20 protein-coding genes and 1 other RNA gene are annotated in these 21,688 nt (G+C 43.9%); 15 read left to right on the top strand and 6 right to left on the bottom strand.

The features are described from left to right. The first annotated feature begins 12 nt into the window (after positions 1 to 12). From EKM80_RS02690 to nrdG, 3 genes are all read left to right on the top strand, one after another. Positions 13 to 2,064: a heavy metal translocating P-type ATPase gene (locus EKM80_RS02690; RefSeq protein ID WP_125551583.1), complete on the top strand. Its 2,052-nt coding sequence runs from the start codon at positions 13 to 15 to the stop codon at positions 2,062 to 2,064. Between the two features lie 212 nt (positions 2,065 to 2,276). Further along, positions 2,277 to 4,493, top strand: coding sequence for an anaerobic ribonucleoside-triphosphate reductase (gene nrdD, locus EKM80_RS02685; RefSeq protein ID WP_125551582.1), 2,217 nt, complete (start codon positions 2,277 to 2,279; stop codon positions 4,491 to 4,493). Between the two features lie 9 nt (positions 4,494 to 4,502). Next, positions 4,503 to 5,081, top strand: coding sequence for an anaerobic ribonucleoside-triphosphate reductase activating protein (nrdG, locus tag EKM80_RS02680; RefSeq protein WP_125551581.1), 579 nt, complete (start codon positions 4,503 to 4,505; stop codon positions 5,079 to 5,081). 41 nt (positions 5,082 to 5,122) lie between these two features. Here the strand turns inward: nrdG and EKM80_RS02675 are convergent, their stop codons facing one another. Continuing rightward, positions 5,123 to 6,166 (bottom strand): sensor histidine kinase, encoded by a 1,044-nt coding sequence (locus EKM80_RS02675; RefSeq protein WP_125551580.1) that lies wholly within the window; start codon positions 6,164 to 6,166, stop codon positions 5,123 to 5,125. Positions 6,167 to 6,179: 13 nt separating this feature from the next. Then, positions 6,180 to 6,854 carry a response regulator transcription factor gene (locus EKM80_RS02670; RefSeq protein WP_125551579.1) on the bottom strand — a complete coding sequence of 225 codons (675 nt, stop codon included), beginning with the start codon at positions 6,852 to 6,854 and terminating at the stop codon, positions 6,180 to 6,182. Positions 6,855 to 6,975: 121 nt separating this feature from the next. Here EKM80_RS02670 and EKM80_RS02665 point away from each other — a divergent pair, with 121 nt between their 5' ends. Together EKM80_RS02665 and EKM80_RS02660 are read left to right on the top strand one after the other, a co-directional pair. Further along, positions 6,976 to 7,755, top strand: a complete 780-nt coding sequence (locus tag EKM80_RS02665) for an ABC transporter ATP-binding protein (RefSeq protein WP_125551578.1) — start codon at positions 6,976 to 6,978, stop codon at positions 7,753 to 7,755. After that, positions 7,730 to 9,772, top strand: a complete 2,043-nt coding sequence (locus EKM80_RS02660) for an ABC transporter permease (protein WP_164509490.1) — start codon at positions 7,730 to 7,732, stop codon at positions 9,770 to 9,772. Before EKM80_RS02665 ends, EKM80_RS02660 begins: the two co-directional genes overlap by 26 nt. Positions 9,773 to 9,811: 39 nt before the next feature. On the opposite strand, the gene EKM80_RS02655 is transcribed toward EKM80_RS02660, so the two are convergent. Beyond that, positions 9,812 to 10,315 (bottom strand): monooxygenase, encoded by a 504-nt coding sequence (locus EKM80_RS02655; RefSeq protein WP_125551576.1) that lies wholly within the window; start codon positions 10,313 to 10,315, stop codon positions 9,812 to 9,814. A gap of 183 nt (positions 10,316 to 10,498) precedes the next feature. On the opposite strand from EKM80_RS02655, the gene EKM80_RS02650 reads away from it, so the two are divergent. From EKM80_RS02650 to EKM80_RS02640, 3 genes are all read left to right on the top strand, one after another. Further along, the gene (locus tag EKM80_RS02650) at positions 10,499 to 11,239 is read left to right on the top strand and encodes an MBL fold metallo-hydrolase (RefSeq protein WP_125551575.1); all 741 of its coding nucleotides are present in this window, start codon (positions 10,499 to 10,501) and stop codon (positions 11,237 to 11,239) included. Positions 11,240 to 11,369: 130 nt separating this feature from the next. Next, the gene (spxA, locus tag EKM80_RS02645) at positions 11,370 to 11,768 is read left to right on the top strand and encodes a transcriptional regulator SpxA (protein ID WP_125551574.1); all 399 of its coding nucleotides are present in this window, start codon (positions 11,370 to 11,372) and stop codon (positions 11,766 to 11,768) included. 299 nt (positions 11,769 to 12,067) lie between these two features. Further along, positions 12,068 to 12,778 carry an adaptor protein MecA gene (locus EKM80_RS02640; protein WP_125551573.1) on the top strand — a complete coding sequence of 237 codons (711 nt, stop codon included), beginning with the start codon at positions 12,068 to 12,070 and terminating at the stop codon, positions 12,776 to 12,778. 92 nt (positions 12,779 to 12,870) lie between these two features. Here EKM80_RS02640 and nrdF read toward each other — a convergent pair whose 3' ends face one another. The 3 genes from nrdF to nrdH all read right to left on the bottom strand — a co-directional run bounded on the left by nrdF (position 12,871) and on the right by nrdH (position 16,424). After that, entirely contained in the window at positions 12,871 to 13,857 is a 987-nt protein-coding gene (gene nrdF / locus EKM80_RS02635; protein ID WP_125551572.1) for a class 1b ribonucleoside-diphosphate reductase subunit beta, read from the bottom strand. Between the two features lie 35 nt (positions 13,858 to 13,892). Next, positions 13,893 to 16,064, bottom strand: a complete 2,172-nt coding sequence (gene nrdE / locus EKM80_RS02630; protein ID WP_125551571.1) for a class 1b ribonucleoside-diphosphate reductase subunit alpha — start codon at positions 16,062 to 16,064, stop codon at positions 13,893 to 13,895. A 132-nt stretch (positions 16,065 to 16,196) separates the two neighbouring features. Then, on the bottom strand, positions 16,197 to 16,424 hold the full coding sequence (gene nrdH, locus EKM80_RS02625; protein ID WP_125551570.1) for a glutaredoxin-like protein NrdH: 228 nt from the start codon (positions 16,422 to 16,424) through the stop codon (positions 16,197 to 16,199). Between the two features lie 328 nt (positions 16,425 to 16,752). On the opposite strand from nrdH, the gene EKM80_RS02620 reads away from it, so the two are divergent. The 7 genes from EKM80_RS02620 to EKM80_RS02590 all read left to right on the top strand — a co-directional run bounded on the left by EKM80_RS02620 (position 16,753) and on the right by EKM80_RS02590 (position 21,683). Next, positions 16,753 to 17,352: a class I SAM-dependent methyltransferase gene (locus EKM80_RS02620; protein ID WP_125551569.1), complete on the top strand. Its 600-nt coding sequence runs from the start codon at positions 16,753 to 16,755 to the stop codon at positions 17,350 to 17,352. 84 nt (positions 17,353 to 17,436) lie between these two features. Further along, on the top strand, positions 17,437 to 17,781 hold the full coding sequence (locus EKM80_RS02615) for a hypothetical protein (RefSeq protein ID WP_125551568.1): 345 nt from the start codon (positions 17,437 to 17,439) through the stop codon (positions 17,779 to 17,781). Between the two features lie 124 nt (positions 17,782 to 17,905). Further along, on the top strand, positions 17,906 to 18,751 hold the full coding sequence (locus tag EKM80_RS02610) for an aldo/keto reductase (RefSeq protein ID WP_125551567.1): 846 nt from the start codon (positions 17,906 to 17,908) through the stop codon (positions 18,749 to 18,751). A 50-nt stretch (positions 18,752 to 18,801) separates the two neighbouring features. Beyond that, the gene (tadA, locus tag EKM80_RS02605) at positions 18,802 to 19,329 is read left to right on the top strand and encodes a tRNA adenosine(34) deaminase TadA (protein ID WP_125551566.1); all 528 of its coding nucleotides are present in this window, start codon (positions 18,802 to 18,804) and stop codon (positions 19,327 to 19,329) included. A 41-nt stretch (positions 19,330 to 19,370) separates the two neighbouring features. Beyond that, positions 19,371 to 19,457: signal recognition particle sRNA small type (gene ffs, locus EKM80_RS02600), an RNA gene on the top strand. 200 nt (positions 19,458 to 19,657) lie between these two features. Then, positions 19,658 to 21,346, top strand: a complete 1,689-nt coding sequence (gene dnaX / locus EKM80_RS02595; RefSeq protein ID WP_225418791.1) for a DNA polymerase III subunit gamma/tau — start codon at positions 19,658 to 19,660, stop codon at positions 21,344 to 21,346. Positions 21,347 to 21,374: 28 nt separating this feature from the next. Then, on the top strand, positions 21,375 to 21,683 hold the full coding sequence (locus EKM80_RS02590) for a YbaB/EbfC family nucleoid-associated protein (RefSeq protein WP_191985925.1): 309 nt from the start codon (positions 21,375 to 21,377) through the stop codon (positions 21,681 to 21,683). The last annotated feature ends 5 nt before the right edge of the window (positions 21,684 to 21,688 follow it).

The following is a 21,688-nucleotide window of genomic DNA, read 5'->3' as shown; positions in this document are numbered from 1 at the left end:
GGAGGCGGCAAAATGGCAGAAAAAGAATCGATGAAAATGGATCACGATATGAATGATATGCAAGATATGGATGACATGAGTGGTGATATGATGATGCACGGTGGCCACATGATGCATATGGGTAATTTGAAGCAGAAATTTTGGCTTTCGCTGATTCTGTCCATTCCGGTGATTATACTATCACCAATGATGGGGATCCATTTACCGTTTCAATTCACTTTTACTGGCTCTGATTGGTTGGTGCTCGTATTAGCCACGATTCTGTTTGTTTATGGCGGTAAACCATTCCTACAAGGGGCACAAATGGAATTGGCGGAGCGCAAACCGGCGATGATGACGTTGATAGCGTTAGGCATTTCTGTTGCTTACATTTATAGTTTATGGGCGTTTGTAGCCAATCATTTTCTAACTACTGTGCCGCACCAGATGGATTTCTTCTGGGAACTAGCGACTTTGATCACAATTATGCTTCTGGGACATTGGTTGGAAATGAACGCCATCAGTAGCGCCGGTAGTGCTGTGGAAAAAATGGCGGCATTACTGCCTGGCCAAGCGCATGTCTTGCAGGCAGATGGTTCAGTGCAGGATGTTGCACTGGCACAATTACAAGAGAACCAACAAGTGATCGTCAAAGCTGGGGAAAAGATTCCTGCTGATGGTCAAGTGGTGGCTGGACACTCGGCTGTTAATGAGGCCTTAGTAACCGGTGAGGCTAAATTAGTTGAGAAAGCAAGTGGCGCCACCGTGATTGGTGGTGCAGTCAACGGTGACGGCACCCTAACAATCAAAGTTACTGGCACCGGTGAAACTGGTTATCTCAGTCAAGTCACGAAATTAGTTCAGCAAGCGCAGCAACATAAATCACAAGCTGAGAATTTAGCCGATAAAGTGGCGGGCTGGTTATTTTACGCGGCAACGCTGATCGGTTTGATCACTTTTATCGTTTGGTTGGCTATCAGTGGACTGAACGTGGCGTTGGAGCGCACGGTAACGGTATTGGTAATTGCTTGTCCGCATGCGTTAGGCTTGGCGATTCCATTGGTTGTTGCTCGGAGTACGGCTTTAGGCGCAACTCATGGTTTGCTTTTACGCAATCGCAATGCCTTAGAGGCGGCTAAACAAATTGATACTGTCTTAATGGATAAGACAGGTACACTGACTGAAGGTAACTTTAAGGTCAACGCGGTAGTTGCGTTTGCACAGCAGTCGGAAAAACAAGTGTTGTCATTGTTGGCTGCTTTGGAAGCTAACGCGAGTCATCCATTGGCAGTGGGCATTTTAGCCGCAGCTAAGGCACAAAAGTTAACTGTACCGACGGCTAGTAATGTGACTCAGTTATCCGGAGTTGGTCTGCGCGGCCAGGTAGATCAAGTTGATTATGCCATCGTCACAGCGGCTTATTTACAGCAACAAAAAATTGCTTATGACGAAGCCACTTATTCAAAATTAGCCGCACAAGGCAATTCAATTAGCTTTTTATTGCAAGCGCAGCAGGTGCTCGGTTTAGTGGCGCAAGGCGATCAAATCAAACCGACTGCTCAAGACTTTATTCAACAACTCAAAGCACAAGGAATCAAACCAGTCATGTTGACTGGTGACAATCAACAAGCTGCCGCCGCTGTAGCTAAACAATTAGGTATCGCTGATTTTCACGCCGAATTATTACCACAAGATAAAACCAAAATCGTCGCGCAGTATCAAGCCTCGGGGCAGCGGGTCGTCATGGTCGGCGATGGTGTCAATGATGCGCCTAGTTTAGCTGCCGCTGAAATTGGTGTGGCAATTGGTGCAGGAACTGATGTCGCCATCGATTCCGCTGATGTTGTACTGGTGCGCAGTGATCCAGCTGATATTTTAAACTTCCTAAATTTAGCCCAGCGAACGACGCGTAAAATGGTGCAGAATTTATGGTGGGGTGCGGGTTATAATATTATTGCCTTGCCACTAGCTGCTGGCGTACTGGCGCCGATCGGCTTAATTCTGAGTCCAGCAGTGGGTGCCGTTTTGATGTCACTATCCACAGTGGTTGTGGCAATCAATGCGTTGACTTTAAAATTAAAATAAGTGTGAACGGTGCGTAAATTAAGTTTTACGCGCCGTTTTTTTGCGCAATAAACTTGTTTTTAAGCTGCGGTAAGTTATTACCACACACAATATATAGATGTCAATTGGAATATTAACTTTATTTTGGCCCTATATATTGATTTGCGCTTTCATAGCAGGTAAGATGGTGAATATAAGTTAAATTGTTCACATTGTGAAAGGGCGTTGAAAGTATGTTAGAAACACGCACCATTAAATCAAACATTAAAGCGACTAAAAAAGTAACCGCAGTTATCAAACGCGATGGCCGGCAAGTTCCCTTTACGGCTGAAAAAATTTATCAAGCACTGGTCAAGGCCGAACAGCATATTCATGGTGAACTAGATCCGCTAACTAATCAGGAAATTGAAACAATCACCAATAAGGTCGTGACCGAAGTCCAAGAGCGCTTTACGGCCGCTGTCAAAATCTATGAGATTCAAAACGTTGTCGAACATGTGCTATTAGGTGAACATCAATATGATTTAGCACAAGAGTACATCAATTATCGGACGCGGCGCGATTTTGCGCGCAATCAAGCGACTGATATTAATTTTACGATCCAAAAGTTAATGAAAAAAGATGCCACCGTTGTCCACGAAAATGCCAATAAGGACAGCAAGGTTTTCAACACGCAGCGTGATTTGACCGCTGGCACGGTGGCCAAAGCGATGGGCTTAAAAATGTTACCACCACACGTGGCCAACGCCCATTTAAAAGGCGATATTCATTGGCATGATCTAGATTACCAACCCTACAGTCCGATGACCAATTGTTGCTTGATCGACTTCAAGGAAATGCTGACTAATGGTTTTAAGATTGGTAATGCTGAAGTTGAAAGCCCCCATTCTATCCAAACGGCAACTGCCCAAATGGCGCAAATCATTGCTAACGTTGCTTCTTCACAGTATGGCGGCTGCTCGGCCGATCGTGTTGATGAGCTGTTAGCCCCATTTGCGCAATTGAATTACGATAAGCATTTAAGTGACGCACAAGACTGGATCGACGGTGCCGACAAGCAGCACGCCTTTGCCCAAATGAAAACTAAAAAAGATATCTATGACGCGATGCAGGCGCTAGAATATGAGATCAATACGTTATATTCCTCCCAAGGGCAAACACCTTTTACCACGTTAGGCTTTGGCCTAGGTACTAGTTGGATCGAACGGGAGATTCAGCGGTCGATTTTACAAATTCGTATTCAAGGGCTAGGCAAGGAACAACGGACGGCTATTTTCCCGAAACTTGTTTACAGTATTAAGCGTGGGCTAAATTTAAATCCTGATGAACCGAATTACGACATTAAGCAGTTAGCGTTGGAATGTGCGACTAAGCGGATGTACCCTGACGTTTTGATGTACGATAAGTTAGTTGAATTAACTGGTTCGTTTAAAGCACCAATGGGTTGTCGGAGCTTTTTGCAAGGCTGGCAGGACGAACAAGGACATGAAGTCAATTCAGGACGCATGAATTTAGGCGTGGTCACATTAAATTTGCCGCGGATCGCGTTAGAATCAGCAGGTGACAAGGATAAGTTCTGGGCGATTTTACAAGAGCGGCTACAGATTTGTAAGGATGCGCTGGTGTTTAAGGTGGAGCGCGCGAAGCAAGCTGAACCCGAAAATGCGCCGATTCTGTACGAGCATGGTGCGTTTGGCAAACGGCTGAAGCCTGAAGATTCAGTAGATGAATTATTTAAAAATAATCGTGCCACTGTTTCTTTAGGTTACATTGGTTTATACGAAGTTGGCGCTGTTTTCTATGGCCATGCTTGGGAACATGATGCAGCGGCTAAGGCCTTTACTTTGAAAATTGTCCAGACCTTAGCGGAAAATTGTCAAACGTGGGAAAACGAGTATGGCTACCATTTCAGTGTTTATGGGACGCCGGCGGAAAGTTTAACCAACACGTTCTGCCAAGCTGATTTGAAGAAATTTGGTAAGGTCAAGGATGTCACGGATAAAGACTACTACACCAATAGTTTCCACTATGATGTTCGTAAAGCACCAACGCCATTTGAGAAGTTGGACTTTGAAAAGGACTATCCAAAATATAGTGCTGGCGGTTTTATTCATTATTGCGAATACCCCAATTTAAAGCAAAATCCTAAAGCTTTAGAGGCGGTCTGGGATTATGCGTATGATCGAGTAGCTTATTTAGGTACCAATACACCAATCGATCAATGCTTCGAATGTGGCTATAAAGGTGATTTTACAGCGACTGAGCGCGGTTTTGAATGCCCACAATGTGGCAATCACAATCCGCAAACTTGTGATGTGGTTAAGCGGACTTGCGGTTATTTAGGTAATCCATTACAACGGCCGATGGTGCATGGCCGGCATAAGGAAATTTCAGCGCGGGTAAAGCACCTGGTATTAGGTAATGATCAAACAACGCAGGCGCGGCAATAGGTGGTGGCCATGGGACAAATAAAATTACCACAGAATCCGCAACCACAGGAATGGCAGGCGCAAGAACTGAGTCAAAAACGGATTGCTGACTATAAGCCGTTTAACTTTGTTGATGGCGAAGGGGTTCGTAATAGTTTATACGTTTCTGGCTGTAAGTTTGCCTGCCCTGGTTGTTACAATAAAATCGCCCAGAATTTTAATTATGGGCAGCCGTACACACAGGAGTTGGAAGATCAAATCATCGCTGATTTGGCGCAGCCGTACGTTCAGGGATTAACCTTGTTAGGCGGTGAGCCATTCCTTAATACGCAAGTCTGTTTAGCACTGGTGCAGCGACTGCGCGCAGAATTTGGCCACACCAAGGATGTTTGGTCATGGACCGGCTATACTTGGGCCGAATTACAGCAGGAGACACCAGATAAGCTAGCTTTATTAAGGGAGCTAGACGTGCTGGTTGATGGCCGCTTTTTACAGGCGCAAAAGGACTTGACGTTGCAATTTCGTGGTAGCGCCAATCAGCGCATTATCGACGTTCAACGCTCACTGACTAGTGGTACCGTGACGCTGTGGGCTAATTTAATCAAATGAAAAAACACTATTCACCCAAGATTTACGGTGAATAGTGTTTTTTAGTGCGTTGTTGGGCTAAATTCGTTGTCGTAATAACTTAAAAATGGAAAAAGCAAGGTCATTGTCGTACCGACGCCGACGGTTGAGGTGACGCTAAGTTGATGACCGAGCTTAATGCACATTTGTTGCGCCAAATATAACCCTAAACCAGTGGCGTTATTCACGACTTGCCGGCCGTTGCTACCAGTGAAGCCTTTGGTGAATATGCGGCTTAGGTCTTGTTCGGGGATGCCGATACCTGTATCGCTGATCTGTAGCTGGACGCCTTGTTGGTTTTGTTGTAAGCTGACGGTGATCTGGCCGCTGGTAGCGGTGTATTTTAGGCTGTTGCTAATGATTTGAGTTAAAATGAAATGCAGCCATTTTTCGTCCGTCAGTACAGTAGCCGCACCAACTAGTTGAAAGTGGATCTGCTTATGTAGAAAATAAGTGGCATTTTCACTGACAACTTGGTTAATGATTGGTGCCAAGGCATATTCCTGAATTAAATAATCCTTGGAAAAAGCATCCAAGCGTGAGTAATAGAGGACCTGTTCAACATAATGATCAATACGGGTCAATTCATCGGTGAGCTGATAGTTGGCTTTTTCTGGTAGTTGCGCTTGATAAGTTTCGTTGAGCATTTGCAAAGCCGCTAGGGGTACTTTAATATCATGGACCCAGCTTGCAATGAACTCTTTTTGATCTTGTTGTGCTTGGCGTAACTGCTCTAAGCTTTGCTGGTGATAATCTAATAATTGGTTAACGTACGCCGCAGTTTCACACTCAGCAAAACGGTTAGAAGGTTCTAGGCGCCAAGTTAAACTGTCGGCACCAGCAGCACGCCGTAACTTGATTTCCCGGTACCAACGGCGCTGTTGCCAATAAGACGCGGAAAAATAAAGGCAAAAAAACAAGCCTAATAACACATCGAGATAAAGAAGGTCACTAACGGCAATTGTTTGCTGCGGTTGTAGCCACAAAATAAGATTAGTTAAGGCCACGCAGAAAATGAAAAAAAGACCAGCTAAGTAATGATCGTGTACGTATTTAAAAAAAGTCATGGCATACCTCTAGTTAGGGAACTAAGTAGCCTTGGCCGATTTTTGTTTCAATGTAACCGGTGAGGCCAGCTTGCTCGATTTTTTTACGCAGGCGGTTAATATTGACGGTTAGCGTGTTGTCATCGACAAAACGTTCGTCAGCCCAGAGCGCGCGTAGCAGTTTTTCGCGGCTAACGATTTGACCGTGTTGGCGCAACAAATATTGCAGTAGCTTGTATTCATTTTTAGATAAGTCAATTTCGGTGGTGCCCACCTGCGCGCTACCGTTTTGTAAATTAAGCAGTAAGCCATTGTGCGCCAAGGTTTCGCTGCTGGCTGTGGCATAATTGTAGGTGCGGCGCAATAAGGCATTAATTTTGGCGGTCAATACTTCCAACGAAAATGGCTTGGTGATGTAATCGTCACCGCCCATATTCATGGCCATTACCTTATCCATATTGGTGTTGCGGCTAGAAATGAAAATAATTGGGACTTTAGAGACGGCACGAATTTTCTGGACCCAATAAAAGCCATCGTAGACCGGTAAATTAATATCCAATAATACTAGGTCTGGTTGTTCACTTTGAAATTGTGTAAAGATGGTTTCAAAATTGGTGACGCCAATTGTCGTTAATTGCCATTTCTGTAAATAAGTGGTGATCAGGTCGACGATGGTGGCCTCGTCTTCAATGATCATTATTTTAAACATACGCACTAACCTCACTTTGATTCTATCCTACCGATTAATACTGATAAATTCAACCGCCGGAAGTCGTAGGTCAAAAGAGGTGAAATTTGCTATGATTACTAGAACACAAAGGAGGATGCTTATGCCATTGATCGACGTACATGACGTGCATAAGGTATACGGGCATCGCTTAAGCTTAGTTACAGCAGTCGCAGGAATTAGTTTAGCGGTGGCTCAGGGCGAGTTTGTCGGTATTATGGGCCCATCTGGTGCTGGTAAAACAACTTTGCTAAACATGATGGCCACGATTGATCGGCCAACTAGTGGCCAAATTAAAATTGCTGGCAAAGACGTCACTTACTTAAGCGAGCGGGTGTTGGCTAAATTTCGGCGCGAACAACTCGGCTTTATTTTTCAAGATTTCAATTTACTTGCGGCTTTGACGGTGCGCGAGAACATTATTTTACCGCTGACCCTAGCCGGACTGAAGGTGCCGGTGATTGAAGAAGCATTGCAGAAAACGGTCCACTTGTTGGGCCTGACTGCGATTTTAGCGCGCTATCCAGACGAAATTTCAATTGGGCAAAAGCAACGGGTAGCTTGTGGTCGGGCAATTATTAATCAGCCCCAGTTGTTATTTGCCGATGAGCCGACAGGAAGCCTGGATTCACAAGCGGCGACTGAGTTATTACGCTATTTAACAACAATCAATCAGCAGCTAGGAACGACAATTGTTTTAGTGACCCATGATGCGTTTACCGCCAGCTATTGCAAACGAATTTTATTTATCAAGGATGGTGCAATTTTTTCTGAAATCGTCCGTCAAGGTAGCCGCCAAGCTTTTTTTCAACAAGTAATTGATATGCAGGCGACGATTGGTGGGGGAGGCAATGCGAATGGTCCTTTTACGACTAGCATTTAAAAATGCGCGTGCACGGTTTAGCCATTATTTGGCTTATGTATTGGCTTGTGCGCTGGCCATCACAATTTTCTTTTCCTTCAACGTGATGGCCACAACAGCAAAGTTCTTACCGGCGGTGGCCCAACAGCAACGAGTACGCTTTGCCTTACTGACGACCAGCTTTTTCATCGTCTTATTCATGGCGGCGTTTATGCTTTACGCCAATTTATTTTTTATGCAACAACGGCACCAAGAAATTGGCTTATTCAACTTATTAGGCGTCACACGTTGGCGAATTGGGCTGTTGTTTTTCTTGGAAAACTTATTACTTGGGCTGGTGTCGCTAGTGCTAGGGCTATTATTGGGTATCTTATTATCCAAGTTATTGGCCATGTTGTTGTTACGCTTGCTTGATATTACGTTGGCAACTACATTACTTTTTTCGTGGGCAGCAGTGGGGCAAACGACCAGTATTTTTCTTGTGTTGGTGGTGATTCTCGCGGTCATGGATGCCAGCTTAGTTTATCGCCATCGTTTAGCTGAATTATTTCGGCAGAAACCGCCGGCAACCAGCCACATTAGTATTTGGCATTATTTGGGTGGCGGCATTGGCCTGTTATTACTAGGGTACGCTTATTGGTCGGCGCAAAATTACAGCAGCGTGGTGCACCATTACTTATTTTTTGGTAGCACGGCTTTTATGGTATTGCCATTACTGATTTTGGTGGCAGTGTTGGTGGGAACTTATCTTTTTTATCAGGCATCGCTAAGTCTAATTTTACAGCTGTTGCGGCGGCATAAGCGCTTTAGCTATCATGGCTTACGGCTGGTAACGTTGGCCAATTTAGCGCAACGGCTCAAACGTAATGGGTCTATTTCTTGGTTAGTCACAATTTTAACTGCGATTACGTTGACTATTCTTGGTAGCATGACCATATTGTACGCGGGCACACAAAGTGTTTTGAATGATGAGCAGCCGGTTGCTTTGACGGTGGAGAAGCAGCTAAGTGCACCAGTGAAAAAAGCGTTAGTGCAAGCGCGGATTCCAATTCGGACCACGCAGACGGCCAGATTAAAAGTGGTTAGCGCACGTTTTAAATTACGTTCCGCCTTAGCGCTAAATTATGGCGCATATGTAGGGCCAATTTCAGTGATTCGGTTAACTGATTATCACGCTATGCAGCAAATTCAGCCTGATTTGCCAGCTTTGACACTGACTGAGCAACAAAGTGTGTTATTGATTCGGCAGGTCAGCAATGCAGGTCAGGCGTCGCATCAAGGCCGATTAGCGATACAGTTAAATACGCCACAAATAAAAAAATTGGCAGTCAAGCAGATCAGCCACGTTTTTCCGTATGGGTCCAGTAATTATGTTGGTGAAACGGGCTTAGTCGTTAGTGATCAGACCTACCAGCGATTAGCGGCAGATGCACAAACCCAGCCGCTGGCGTTTGATTTTGCCCATACTGCCAAAAGTGAGCGTGTAAGTAAGCACTTGGCTAAAAACTACGGCCAACGAGAATGGCAATTTCAGCCGACTACGAATAAAGCAAATTTTGCAAATTTACATTTTCAACAATTAATGCACCCGGTGACAGAGAATAATGCTAATTATAGCCTACCCTTATTGAATGTGCGTTACCCGCGTGTGCATGATTTACGGACGCTATTTGGTTTGGATGCTTATATCACTGGTTTCGTGAGCCTAATTTTCATTATGGCCACAGGCAGTATTATAATGTTGAAACAATTAGCTGAAGCTGCGGAGAATCGCAGTCAGTACGCCTTGTTAGCTAAGTTAGGGCTGGGCCGACATGCGGTGCGGCAAGCAATCTATAGTCAAACTGTCGTGACATTTTTGTTGCCAGTTGGGTTAGGGCTAGTTAATGCTTATTTTGCGTTACACATACTGAATGTTTGGTTGAATCAACTTGATCTGACCTTCGCCTATATTATTGGGTTGGTTTATTTGGTTGTTTATACTGGCTACTGTTGGTTGACGGCCAATGCTTACTACAAATTGGTCCAACAAAAATAAGCAGTTAAAAAGCCTGTAATTACAGGCTTCTTTAACTACTTATTCTTGTGCGAGTACGTAATTAGTTTGATGGAATTGTTGAACACCGTGGCCAGCACGTAAATAAGGCTTAAGCTGCTGAAAGTCAGTTGAATTACGCCAATTGAAAAAGTCGGCGTCACGCTGCCAAATTGAAAAAATAACATATTCGATGCGAGCAGCGTCGACGCGCAGTAAAAATAAATCATTGAGACCAATGAACTGATCTGCTTGTTTGCATAATTGATCAAATTGGGCACGGAATACTTTGACGCTGTCTTCCGTTGTAAAGGTTAGATACAAAAAACTGAAAAAGCCAGTGAAATTACTAGTACCAATATGATAACGCACATCATAACGTAGCGGACTATTGAAGAATGTTGGCTGATTCGATAAGTCTAATAATTGGAAATCTTCATCTGATTCAGATGGTTTCAATAGCAATAATTGCCGCTGTGGTTCCCGGTCCAAGTATTTTGCCAGTATTGCCTGCGAGCCAAAAGTTGAAATGATTTTATTAATCATGATAGTTACACCCCTTACCAAGATTTTCATTTACTACACCTATAGCATAACGCAATTCAGCATTAATAGGTGTAACTTAGTTTTATTTTATCATAGCGTCAGAACTAATGGTGGTTAGTCAAAAATAGCGAGAAACTGTTATACTGAAAGCAGTCAACAAATTAAAGAAAGCAGGTTTTAATCATGAAATTAACGGTTCTAGGGATGTATGGTGGTTATCCTTATCAAGACGTCGGTACCAGTGCATATTTAGTGCAGACGGAAGATTTTAATCTGTTGTTAGATTGTGGTAGTGGTGCGCTGCTAAGCTTGCAGCATCATCTTGATCCACTGCAATTAGATGCGGTTTTATTGTCACATTATCATCACGATCACATCGCTGATATCGGTGTTTTGCAATACTATTGGCAATTACATCAAGGCGCCAAAAAAGAGCCACAACTGCCTATTTATGGTCATACCGCTGATCCACTACATTTTGCCAGTTTGACCATGCAAGGAATCACGACTGGGGTGGCCTATCAGCCACAGCGTAAAACCACGTTAGGGCCGTTTGAGATTACTTTTTTACCAACAGTGCATCCAGTGCCAGCCTATGCGGTGCGGATCGTTGAGCGCGCTACAGGCAAGGTATTAGTTTATACGGCGGATACAGCTTATTTTAATCAGTTACCACAGTTTGCACACCATGCTGATCTATTGATCACGGACACCAATTTCCTTAAAAGTAAAACAGGAACGATCGCCCATATGACGTCGACGCAGTCTGGCTTATTGGCTAAAGATGCAGCCGTTAAGCAGGTGCTGATCAGTCATCTACCGCAGGATACAGACCTCAATCAATTAAGACAGGAAACAGCGACAGCAGCGGGGCCAAAAATTCCGGTTATTCTCGCACAAAAAGACTTGAAATTAGATATTTAAGTAAAATAATGTCATAAATAGATAAATTATCTTAAATTACTATAGACTAAATGCCCTAAAACGTTTACAATGTTCTTGTAGGTAATTGACACCCACGAGTTATTCATTAAACGCGGAAAGGATGAGAAATATGGTAATACTTTATACTTCACCAAGCTGTACTTCCTGCCGTAAGGCTCGTGCGTGGCTGAAAGAGCATGATATCCCATTCATTGAACGAAATATTTTTGCTGAACCGTTGACAATTCCGGAAATCAAAGAGATTCTACGAATGACCGAAAGTGGTACTGAGGAAATCATTTCAACTCGTTCCAAAACATTTCAAGATCTACACATTGATTTGGACAGTCTTTCGTTACGTAGTTTGTTTGCTTTGATTCAACAGCATCCCGGTTTAGTACGTCGCCCAATCGTGATCGACGAGAAGCGCCTGCAAGTTGGTTTTAATGAAGATGAGATTCGTCGCTTTTTACCACGCCGGGTTCGGGCTTTGGAATTAAGCTTGATCAAAATGCGGGCTGGTGTCTAAGACTAGCTAACGTTAACGCCTTATTAGTAACTTGCTGATCACCAGATTGCCAAGTGGAGTCTGCATTTTTTTCAAGTATACACAAGGGCATGTTCACAACGTTGCTGTTTAGACTGTTTGCTCAATAAAATAGATTATTAACTAGGCTTACTTAAGGATAACTTCCATTAAGTAGGTCTTTTTTTACGGCTAATTGGTGAATGTGTAAAAAATAGAGTACCTTACTTTACAATCACCTAAATTCAGGTACAATGTATTTGTAGAGATGTACCTGAATAGAAAAGCGGGGTGCAACAATCATGGAAATGGAACGCATTAACGATAATACGATTCGTGTTTTACTTGAAAATGAAGATTTATCCGAGCGCGGCATCACGGTACTTGATCTGCTCGGTAATCATAAACAAATTGAAAATTTCTTTTACTCAATTCTTGAGGAAGTTGATACTAACCATCAATTTCAGTCCAACGATCCGGTTACTTTTCAGGTGTTACCGAATAAGAACGGCTTAGAACTGTTTATTAGTAAAAACCTGCCAGGTGATGATGAGCTGGATGGCGGCAACTTTGTTGAAGGTACCGATGAGGTCTCTGATTATATTAAGCAGCAATTACTAGGCAATGATGATAAAGACAAGCAGCGTAAAACGACGGTGCAATCAGCAACTGATAAAGATACTGGTGATGACTTTAGCACCTACCTCAATGATCCAGATACACCAACGCGCGAAGTTGTGTTGCAACTCCAAGACTTTGAAGATGTGATTCAATTAGCTAAGCTCTTGCGTTTAGATGGGGCTGTGTCTAACTTATTCCGGTACAAGGATGCCTTTTATCTACACTTGATCTTCTTTGTTAATGAAACTTCCGAGGAATCGATCAAGGATGAATTAGCTATTGCTATGGAATATGCTAACCAGACAAATGTGACGGCAGATGTTCTGTCTGAATATGGTAAGAAATTAATGGAGAAGTCCGCGCTAGAATTGCTACGCTATTACTTTAAATAAGCACAAGAATCGTTACTAAGTTTAGTGACGATTTTTTATTCGCAAAAAAAATCCGCAGCTTTTTTCGCAAAAGCCGCGGATTTTTGTGTACGCTATTTTACTTTTGGTTCTTTGGGTGCGCCAATACTATAGTCGCTGTCATGCATCGCTTCAACTTCACCTAAGCGGTAGCCGTTACCAACTTGCGAGAAGAAGTCATGGTTAGCGGTAGAGGTGGAAATACCGTTCATGACGATGGGGTTAACATCAGCTTCCGTGTCGGGGAACAAGGCGTTTTGACCGAGATTCATTAGTGCTTTGTTAGCGTTGTAGCGAATAAAGGTCAGCACTTCGTCGGTCCAACCAACTTGATCATACAGTAAGTGTGTGTATTTTTCTTCGTTATCATACAATTTGTAGAGAAAATCAAACAGCCAATCTTGCAAGGCTTGTTGTTCATTTTGGCCTAATTGATTGAAGCCAAGTTGGAACTTGTAACCAATGTAAGTCCCGTGGACGGATTCATCGCGCAAAATCAATTTGATGATCTCGGCGACGTTAGCCAACTTGTTATTGCCTAAATAATATAGCGGCGTGTAGAAGCCAGAATAGAACAGACATGTTTCTAGAAAGACGTTGGCGATTTTTTTCTTCAACGGGTCAGTTTCGTTATGATAAATATCGTTGATCCAGCGCGCTTTGTTTTGTAAGAATTCTTCACTGTCACTCCATTGGAAAATTTCAGTGATCTCAGTGTCAGTGTTTAACGTTGAGAAAATCGTTGAGTAACTTTTAGCGTGAACGGATTCCATAAACTGAATATTGTTCAAAACGGCCGTTTCATGGGGTGTCCGCACATCTTTACGTAGGGCAGCTAAGCCATCTTGGGATTGTAGGGTATCTAGTAACGTTAAGCCGCCAAATACGTGGCCAACCAACCATTGATGGGTATCGTCCAAGGTACGCCAATCATCAAGATCGTTGGAAACGGGGATACGAGTGTCTAACCAGAATTGTTCGGTTAGCTTTTCCCAAGTGGCCTTATCAATGGCGTCGGAAACGGCATTCCAGTTGACTGCCGCATAGTTATTTGTTGTCATCAGGATCTTCCTTTCAACTTTAACAATGGTTGGTGCTAGATAACACAACTTTCGCAGGCGTTGGAGCCAATTTCATCTTCGTCGTCGGTGTAAGTACGGATGTAGTAAATTGATTTAATGCCTTTATTGTAAGCATAGTTGCGCAAAATGTTGAGATCGCGGGTAGTCATTTTATCGGTATCGCCATTTTTCCATTCATACAAGCCGGTTGGGATCGTTGAGCGCATGAACAAGGTCATACTCATTCCTTGATCAACGTGTTGTTGCGCGGTGGCGTAAATATCGATCACGTGGCGCATATCCATATCGTAGGCTGACGTGTAGTAAGGCATTGTGTCGTTAGAGAGGTATGGTGCTGGGTAATAGATCGTCCCAATTTTCTTTTCTTGACGATCCTCAATGCGGTTAACGATTGGCTGCAAGCTAGCTGACGTGTCATTGATGTAGGAAATCGAGCCATTAGGAGCGACGGCTAAGCGATTTTGATGGTAAAGGCCATCACGCATGATGTCAGCTTTCAGTGCTTGCCAATCTGCAGTTGTCGGGATGAAAATGTCCTTGAACAACGCCTTAACTTTGTCAGTTTCTGGCTGCCACGTCTGGTTAACGTATTGGTCAAAATAGCTACCGTCGGCATATTTACTGTTTTCAAAATTAGCAAAAGTTTCCTGCCGTTCACTGGCAATTTCGTTGGAAGCCTTCAATGTCCAGTAGTTAAGTAGCATAAAGTAAATATTAGTAAAATCTAAACTAGCTTGATCACCATACATCATATGTTCCTTAGCAAAGTAGCTGTGCAAGCCCATTGCCCCAAGGCCAATGGTGTGTGCTTGGCGATTGCCATTTTGGACAGAAGGCACAACATCAATGTTGGAATTATCGGTTACAAAAGTTAAGGCGCGCACCATTGTTTTAACTGAATGGCCGAAATCAGGGGAGTGCATCAGGTTGGGAATATTTGTCGAGCCTAAGTTACAACTGATGTCGGTACCCATTTCATCGTAGCCTTGTTCGTTATTGACGATTGATGGCCGCTGAACCTGTAAGACTTCAGAACATAAATTACTCATAATGATCTTACCGTCGATGGGGTTAGCACGATTGGCGGTATCCACGTTAACGATATAAGGATAGCCGGATTCTTGTTGTAATTTGCTGATTTCATTTTCCAAGTCGCGCGCTTTGATTTTCTTCTGGCGGATAGCTGGGTTAGCTACCATTTGCTCATATTCGGCAGTAATATCGACGTATGAAAATGGCTTACCGTAAACGCGCTCGACATCGTAAGGGCTGAATAGGTACATATCAGCATCTTGGCGAGCTAATTCGTAAAATTTATCGGGAACGATCACGCCTAGAGATAAGGTTTTTAAGCGATATTTTTCGTCGGCATTTTCTTTTTTAGCGCCTAAGAAAGCGATAATGTCGGGATGGAAAACGTTTAGGTAAACCACGCCAGCACCTTGGCGTTGGCCGAGCTGGTTAGAGTAACTGAAGGAATCCTCCAACAATTTCATGACTGGCAGAACACCGGAAGCTGCGCCTTCAACGTGTTTGATTGGGTCGCCAGCGCCGCGTAAGTTGGTTAAGGTGATGCCAACGCCCCCGCCAATACGAGATAGCTGTAAGGCTGAGTTGATCGTGCGGCCAATTGAGTTCATATCGTCGGTGGTTTGTAATAGGAAACAAGAGACTAATTCACCACGGCGTGCGCGCCCAGCATTTAAAAAGCTAGGTGTTGCTGGTTGGTAGCGTTGGTGGATCATTTCACTGGCGATGTCACGAGCAACTTGTTCGTCACCGTCAGCAAAGTACAAGGCGTTAAATAAAACGCGGTCGGCAAAATTTTCTAAGTAATAGGCGTTGTCGTCAGTCTTTAAAGCATATTGGGCGTAAAATTTATACGCGGCCATGAATGACTTGAATTTAAAGTTAGCTGCGGCTAAGTCGTCGTGCAAGCTTTCCATGAAAGCCAACGAATATTTATCGAGAAAGTCGGTTTCTAAATATTTATGTTCACGCAAGTAATCTAAACGCGCTTTAAAACTAGGAAAAGTTTTCGTATTGGGCGCGACGTTTTCAGTTAAGAAGGCTTGCAACGCTGCTTGGTCTTTTTGCAGCGGAATTTGGCCATTAACGGGAATGTTGATTTGATTGTTAAGCGCATAATAAGTCACGCTTTGTGGATCAATGGTTTTTAATGACAAGTTAGTTCCTACTTTCTATACTTGCGGTGATAGTTCTAATTAAGAAGGTCCCAAAACAGGACTAAAAAAACAAGCTCCAGCAAAAAGATCAGGCGTGCTGAAACTTGTACTAACAAAAATAGCGGTAGGTGGTTAAACGGCCAATTGGCGCAACTGATCAGGGCGGAAGCCGAAGAAACTAACATTGCTGGCTTCAACCACCGGCGTTGCTTGGTAACCTTTTTCCTTCAAATAATCGACGTATTCAGGTTCTTGGTCGATATTATGTTCAGTAAAAGGAATGTTATGTTCATTCAGGAAACGTTCAGTCATGCGGCACTGAACGCAACCGTTTTTAGTGTAGACAGTTAGGTTATTCATTATGATCAATCCTTCGCTATATTAAATATTTAATTTTGGTGCTAACAATTTTGAGCGTATTTGGTAAAGCAATTTATGCAAACATGCTCATTTCTGTTTGTGTTATCAGTATAAAGGGTTACTAACAAAAAATCAACGAAAAAACACCACATTTTGTGTTTGTAATATTTACCAAGCACAAAATGTGGTGTGTGATTGTTTGCCGTCGTTTTTCTGGTAAAATAAGTTTAACACAAATAATCAGCGATTGAGAACCATTTTGTTTTGCGCTAGCAGTGAGATTTAAAAAAAGATAGTTGCGGCGCGACTTACAGGAGGAAATTTAAATTTGGCAAATTATTATTATTCAAAAAATCCGGATGTCGAACATGATCAGCAGGAATGGCAATTTACTTTACGGGGACAGGAAATGACGTTTGTGACCGACAATGGCGTCTTCTCTAAACGGACCGTTGATTTTGGCACGCGCACATTATTGGATACGTTTAGCTTCACTGACTTACCGGCAGGGCCGCTTTTGGATGTCGGCGCCGGTTATGGACCAATCGGCTTGACACTAGCCAAGGAACAGCCACAACGGCACGTTGATCTTGTCGACGTTAATGAGTTGGCGTTAAGCTTGGCGCGAGAAAATGCGCAACGGAACCAAGTTGAGAACGTGACGATTTTTTCATCTGATCAGTACGCGGCGGTCACTGACCAATACGCGGCAATTTTAACCAACCCACCTATTCGTGCTGGCAAGCCAGTGGTTCATGGTATTTTGAGTGGCGCTTATGCTCACTTAGTTGCCAATGGTGTGTTGACGGTAGTGATTCAGAAAAAACAGGGGGCGCCGTCCGCGCAGCAGAAAATGCAAGCCGTTTTTGGGAACGTGACTGTTTTAGCTAAGAATAAGGGCTACTTCATTTTACAGAGTCGACGCTAATTAATACGGTTACATCCGGTTGTGTGGTAAAATGTACCTATAGTAATCATTGAGTACAACATGGTACACGAGGAGGATGATCTGATGAAAACAGGACATAAACTTTTGTTTGGCATTGGTGTTACAGCAGCAATTGCAGCGGCTGGTGCATACTTGGCAGCGGATGCCTTGATGGACAAATTACAGAGCTACAAGAATCGTAATCGCGTCAAAAGCTACGTTAAAGACAATTTAAATGGTAACCAGCGCGTGTTGAATCTAGTTGAGCGGCTTGATGACGAGGATATCGATCATCTGCTGCAGGTCGCCGATAAATTTGGTGATGCGCGCGACCGCGTGGGTCAGTATTCGGATACCGTCCAGAGTAAAGCCAGTGAAGTACGTGACTTGCTGAGTGACTATATGACTAAGTGGCAGAATAAGGAATAGGTACGATGATTGGTTGAACAACACTAATTATTGAGAGTAACTATTAAATGGTAGTCGCTCTCAATTTTGTTGGCATTTAACTGTAAGTGTATTTATGACAATTTTAAAAATGAGGCGAGTTTTCATGCAACAAATTAAGCTAAAGCGGGCACTGTTGCCAGCGTTGGGGATGGGCACATGGCATATGGGCGATCAGCCAACCAAACGGACTGCAGAAATTCAAGCATTACATTATGGGTTGGATCATGGTCTGACGGTGATCGATACCGCAGAAATGTACGGTAATGGCCGTTCGGAGTCATTGGTTGGTGCAGCCATTCGGCCTTACCAGCGGCAAGACTTATTCGTGATCTCTAAATTTTTACCGCAAAATGCGACACCACAACGAATGCGGCAAAGTTTGCTGGCTAGTTTAAAGCGTTTAGGCACTGATTACCTAGATTTGTACTTATTACATTGGCGCGGTCGGGTACCGTTAGCGGCGACTGTAGCCGGTTTGGAAACCTTGAAGCGTGAAGGCAAGATTCACTACTGGGGTGTTTCTAACTTTGATCAAGTCGACCTGCTAGAATTACAACAGATCACTGGTGGTCAGCATTTGGCGGCTAATGAAGACCTATACAATTTAGGCGCACGGGGTGTGGAATTCGATGTATTACCGTGGCAACAAAAGCGTGCGCTACCATTAATTGCGTATTCGCCCATTGCTCAAGGTGATGTGCGCGGTAATTTAACTGGCAATAAGGTTGTACAACAAATTGCTGCGGCTCATCAGCTAACTGCGTACCAAGTATTGTTAGCGTGGACATTGCGGCAGCCACAGGTGTTGGCAATTCCACAAACTAGCAATTGGCAGCATATGCAAGCCAACATCGCAGCGGCAGATAGCACGTTAACGGCCAGTGAGTTAGCGGCGTTGAATCAGGAATTTCCGGCACCAACGCACAAGCAGCCTTTAGAAATAATTTAACTTTGTTGGTAGCTGGTTATGCTAAACTGAAATTGAATAGGGGTGAGCTGATGGTTCAATTTACAGCGATAGAAAAAGAGCAGTATATGCGTGAAGCGTTGTTTGAGGCACAATCAGCGGCCCAAATTGGTGAGGTTCCTATCGGCGCAGTGGTTGTTCATACAGGCAAAATCATTGGTCGCGGGCATAATTTACGTGAGCATACCCAAGATGCCACGACCCATGCGGAAATTTTAGCGATCCAAGAAGCTTGCCTAAATATGAAGAGCTGGCGGCTAGAAGATGCGGCACTTTTTGTCACACTGGAGCCTTGCCCAATGTGTAGTGGGGCAATTATTAATTCACGAATCGCCGCCGTTTATTATGGCGCTGCGGACCCGAAAGCAGGGACTGCGGGCACATTTATGAATTTATTGACCGATACCCGCTTCAATCATCAAGCCACTGTTGAATCTGGTGTGCTGGCAGATGATGCACAAGCCCAATTACAGGCTTTTTTCCGCGGTATTCGGGCGCGGCGTAAAGCGGCTAAACAGGCTGCTCAAGAAAATTTAGCAAAAGATGACGTAAAGGACTAGCTTTTTTCGGCCAGGTCTAATATAATAAGTATTGCCGCAAGGCCTTAAGGCAATGGTGTGCTTACGAATCGTGTCAGGTTCGGAAGAAAGCAGCACTAAGTAGGATACGTCATGTGCCTTTTGTTTATTTGAATTGAGACAGCTCTTAGTTGACCATTGACTAAGAGCTTTTATTTTGGGAGTATAACAGTAGGTTCCTTAAATGTTGCAACGTGGCTTTGCTTACAGGATAGGCCTAGCTAAGTGCAAAATATGGTTATGCTTACTAATTTTAAATATAGATAATGGCGTAATGAGTAATAGATGTATGTAGAAAGGAAGCATGGGGTTGGCTTATCAAGCATTATACCGAGTTTGGCGGCCGCAACGGTTTGCTGACATTGTCGGACAAGAAACAATTACGCAAACCTTGCGCAATGCCCTAGAGGCGCACCAAACTAGCCATGCTTATTTGTTCACTGGCCCGCGGGGAACCGGAAAAACGTCAGCGGCGAAGATTTTTGCCAAGGCAGTCAATTGTCCGAACTTGAAGGATGGTGAGCCGTGTAACGAGTGCCCAACTTGTAAAGCAATTACGGCGGGCACACTGAATGATGTCATCGAAATTGATGCCGCCTCTAACAACGGGGTCGACGAGATTCGTGATATTCGCGATAAGGCAAAATATGCGCCCACTAGTGCGCCGTTTAAAGTGTACATTATTGATGAAGTGCATATGTTATCGACGGGTGCTTTTAACGCGTTACTGAAAACGTTGGAGGAACCACCGAGTCATGTGGTCTTTATTTTGGCAACAACTGAGCCGCATAAGGTGCCGTTAACGATTATTTCGCGGACGCAGCGCTTTGATTTTCAGCGGATCTCCGCACAAGCAATTTATACACGGATGAGTTATATATTGGAGCAAAAGGGGATCACCTTTGAAGAGGCTGCGTTGAAAACCATCGCCAAGGCGGCTGAAGGTGGGATGCGCGATGCTTTAAGCGTGTTGGATCAAGTGTTGTCCTTTAGTGATAATCACGTGACGTTGGAAAATGCTTTGCAAGTTACCGGCAGTGCGGCACAGCAATTGCTGGCTGACTATATGCAGGCGGTTCAGCAACACAATACCCCCCAAGCATTGGAACTGTTGCAGCAAGTTTTAGCCGCTGGTAAAGATGCTGGGCGCTTCATTGAAGACTTAATTGAATATAGTCGTGATTTGTTGTTGTACCAGCAGGCGCCAACCATGGTGGAGAAAATCGAACTAGGCAGCGTGGATGATCAGTTTAAACAACTGAGTCAGGCCTTTGCCGCCACCGATTTATATCGGGTTATTGATGTCTTAAATGATAGTCAGCAGCAGTTACGCTTTACCAATCATCCAGATATCTATCTGGAAGTGGCGTCGGTAAAGTTATGTCAGACACCTGCTGCCGCACCAACCGCTGCTGCACCGGAAACGACTGCCGAAATGGGCCAACTGCAGCAGGAAATTAAAACCTTACAGCAACAGTTAGCAACGTTACAAAGTAGCGCGCCAACAGCGGTAGCCGCAGCGCCAGTTCAAGCGCAGCCACGGCGGGCGACTAAACAACATACTAACGTAGCCGCCATTTACCCAGTCTTGGATCACGCGACTAAGGATAGCTTGCAGCAGTTGAAGTCAGTTTGGTCTGAACTATTGCAAATGTTGACGGTACAGCATCGCGCGTTGATGCACGCTTCTAAGCCAGTGGCAGCGAGCCATGATGGCGTGGTTGTTTCCTTTGACAGTGATTTTCTGCTGGATCGGGCGAATAGCAATCAGGCCATGGTCGATGCATTGGAAAATGGGTTGGATCGTTTGGTTGGTTATACGCCGAAAATTATTTTTGTGCCGCAGGACGAATGGCCGCAAGTGCGTAAGTCATATATTGAGCAGCACAAGCGGGCCAATAAGCCGGCGGAGCAACCGACAGAATCAGCGGTAGCGCCAGTGATCAGCCAAGCAGAAGCTTTGTTTGGCAGCGAAAATATTGAAGTTAAGAACGACTAAATAAAATGAATGGACGTGATTGATGATGATGCGTGGCGGAAATATGCAAGGCATGATGAAACAAATGAAGAAATTACAAAAAGAAATGGCTGCGGCTCAAGATACATTGAACGCACAAGAATTTAAAGGTGCTGCCAGCGATGATGCAGTGGTTGTCACTTTTAATGGTGAAAAACGGATGCAAGACGTTCAAATCAAGCCTGAAGCAATCGATCCCGATGATCCCGATATGTTACAAGATTTGATCATCATGGCGGTTAATGATGCCTTGACTAAGATCGATAAGGAAACTGAGGATAAGATGGGCCAATACACTCGTGGCTTACCTGGTATGTAATTTTA

This window comes from Loigolactobacillus jiayinensis, assembly GCF_003946445.1.
GTDB classification, from domain to species: domain Bacteria; phylum Bacillota; class Bacilli; order Lactobacillales; family Lactobacillaceae; genus Loigolactobacillus; species Loigolactobacillus jiayinensis.
The sequence above is the reverse complement of the archived record's forward strand: the minus strand, read 5'-3'. Positions and strand labels throughout refer to the sequence as shown.

Bases quoted from the DNA above. Each gene is read 5' to 3' on its own strand.
- EKM80_RS02690 (WP_125551583.1), top strand. From the start codon at position 13: ATGGCAGAAAAAGAATCGATGAAAATGGATCACGATATGAATGATATG.
- nrdD (WP_125551582.1), top strand. From the start codon at position 2,277: ATGTTAGAAACACGCACCATTAAATCAAACATTAAAGCGACTAAAAAA.
- nrdG (WP_125551581.1), top strand. From the start codon at position 4,503: ATGGGACAAATAAAATTACCACAGAATCCGCAACCACAGGAATGGCAG.
- EKM80_RS02675 (WP_125551580.1), bottom strand. From the start codon at position 6,166: ATGACTTTTTTTAAATACGTACACGATCATTACTTAGCTGGTCTTTTT.
- EKM80_RS02670 (WP_125551579.1), bottom strand. From the start codon at position 6,854: ATGTTTAAAATAATGATCATTGAAGACGAGGCCACCATCGTCGACCTG.
- EKM80_RS02665 (WP_125551578.1), top strand. From the start codon at position 6,976: ATGCCATTGATCGACGTACATGACGTGCATAAGGTATACGGGCATCGC.
- EKM80_RS02660 (WP_164509490.1), top strand. From the start codon at position 7,730: ATGGTCCTTTTACGACTAGCATTTAAAAATGCGCGTGCACGGTTTAGC.
- EKM80_RS02655 (WP_125551576.1), bottom strand. From the start codon at position 10,315: ATGATTAATAAAATCATTTCAACTTTTGGCTCGCAGGCAATACTGGCA.
- EKM80_RS02650 (WP_125551575.1), top strand. From the start codon at position 10,499: ATGAAATTAACGGTTCTAGGGATGTATGGTGGTTATCCTTATCAAGAC.
- spxA (WP_125551574.1), top strand. From the start codon at position 11,370: ATGGTAATACTTTATACTTCACCAAGCTGTACTTCCTGCCGTAAGGCT.
- EKM80_RS02640 (WP_125551573.1), top strand. From the start codon at position 12,068: ATGGAAATGGAACGCATTAACGATAATACGATTCGTGTTTTACTTGAA.
- nrdF (WP_125551572.1), bottom strand. From the start codon at position 13,857: ATGACAACAAATAACTATGCGGCAGTCAACTGGAATGCCGTTTCCGAC.
- nrdH (WP_125551570.1), bottom strand. From the start codon at position 16,424: ATGAATAACCTAACTGTCTACACTAAAAACGGTTGCGTTCAGTGCCGC.
- EKM80_RS02615 (WP_125551568.1), top strand. From the start codon at position 17,437: ATGAAAACAGGACATAAACTTTTGTTTGGCATTGGTGTTACAGCAGCA.
- EKM80_RS02610 (WP_125551567.1), top strand. From the start codon at position 17,906: ATGCAACAAATTAAGCTAAAGCGGGCACTGTTGCCAGCGTTGGGGATG.
- tadA (WP_125551566.1), top strand. From the start codon at position 18,802: ATGGTTCAATTTACAGCGATAGAAAAAGAGCAGTATATGCGTGAAGCG.
- EKM80_RS02590 (WP_191985925.1), top strand. From the start codon at position 21,375: ATGCGTGGCGGAAATATGCAAGGCATGATGAAACAAATGAAGAAATTA.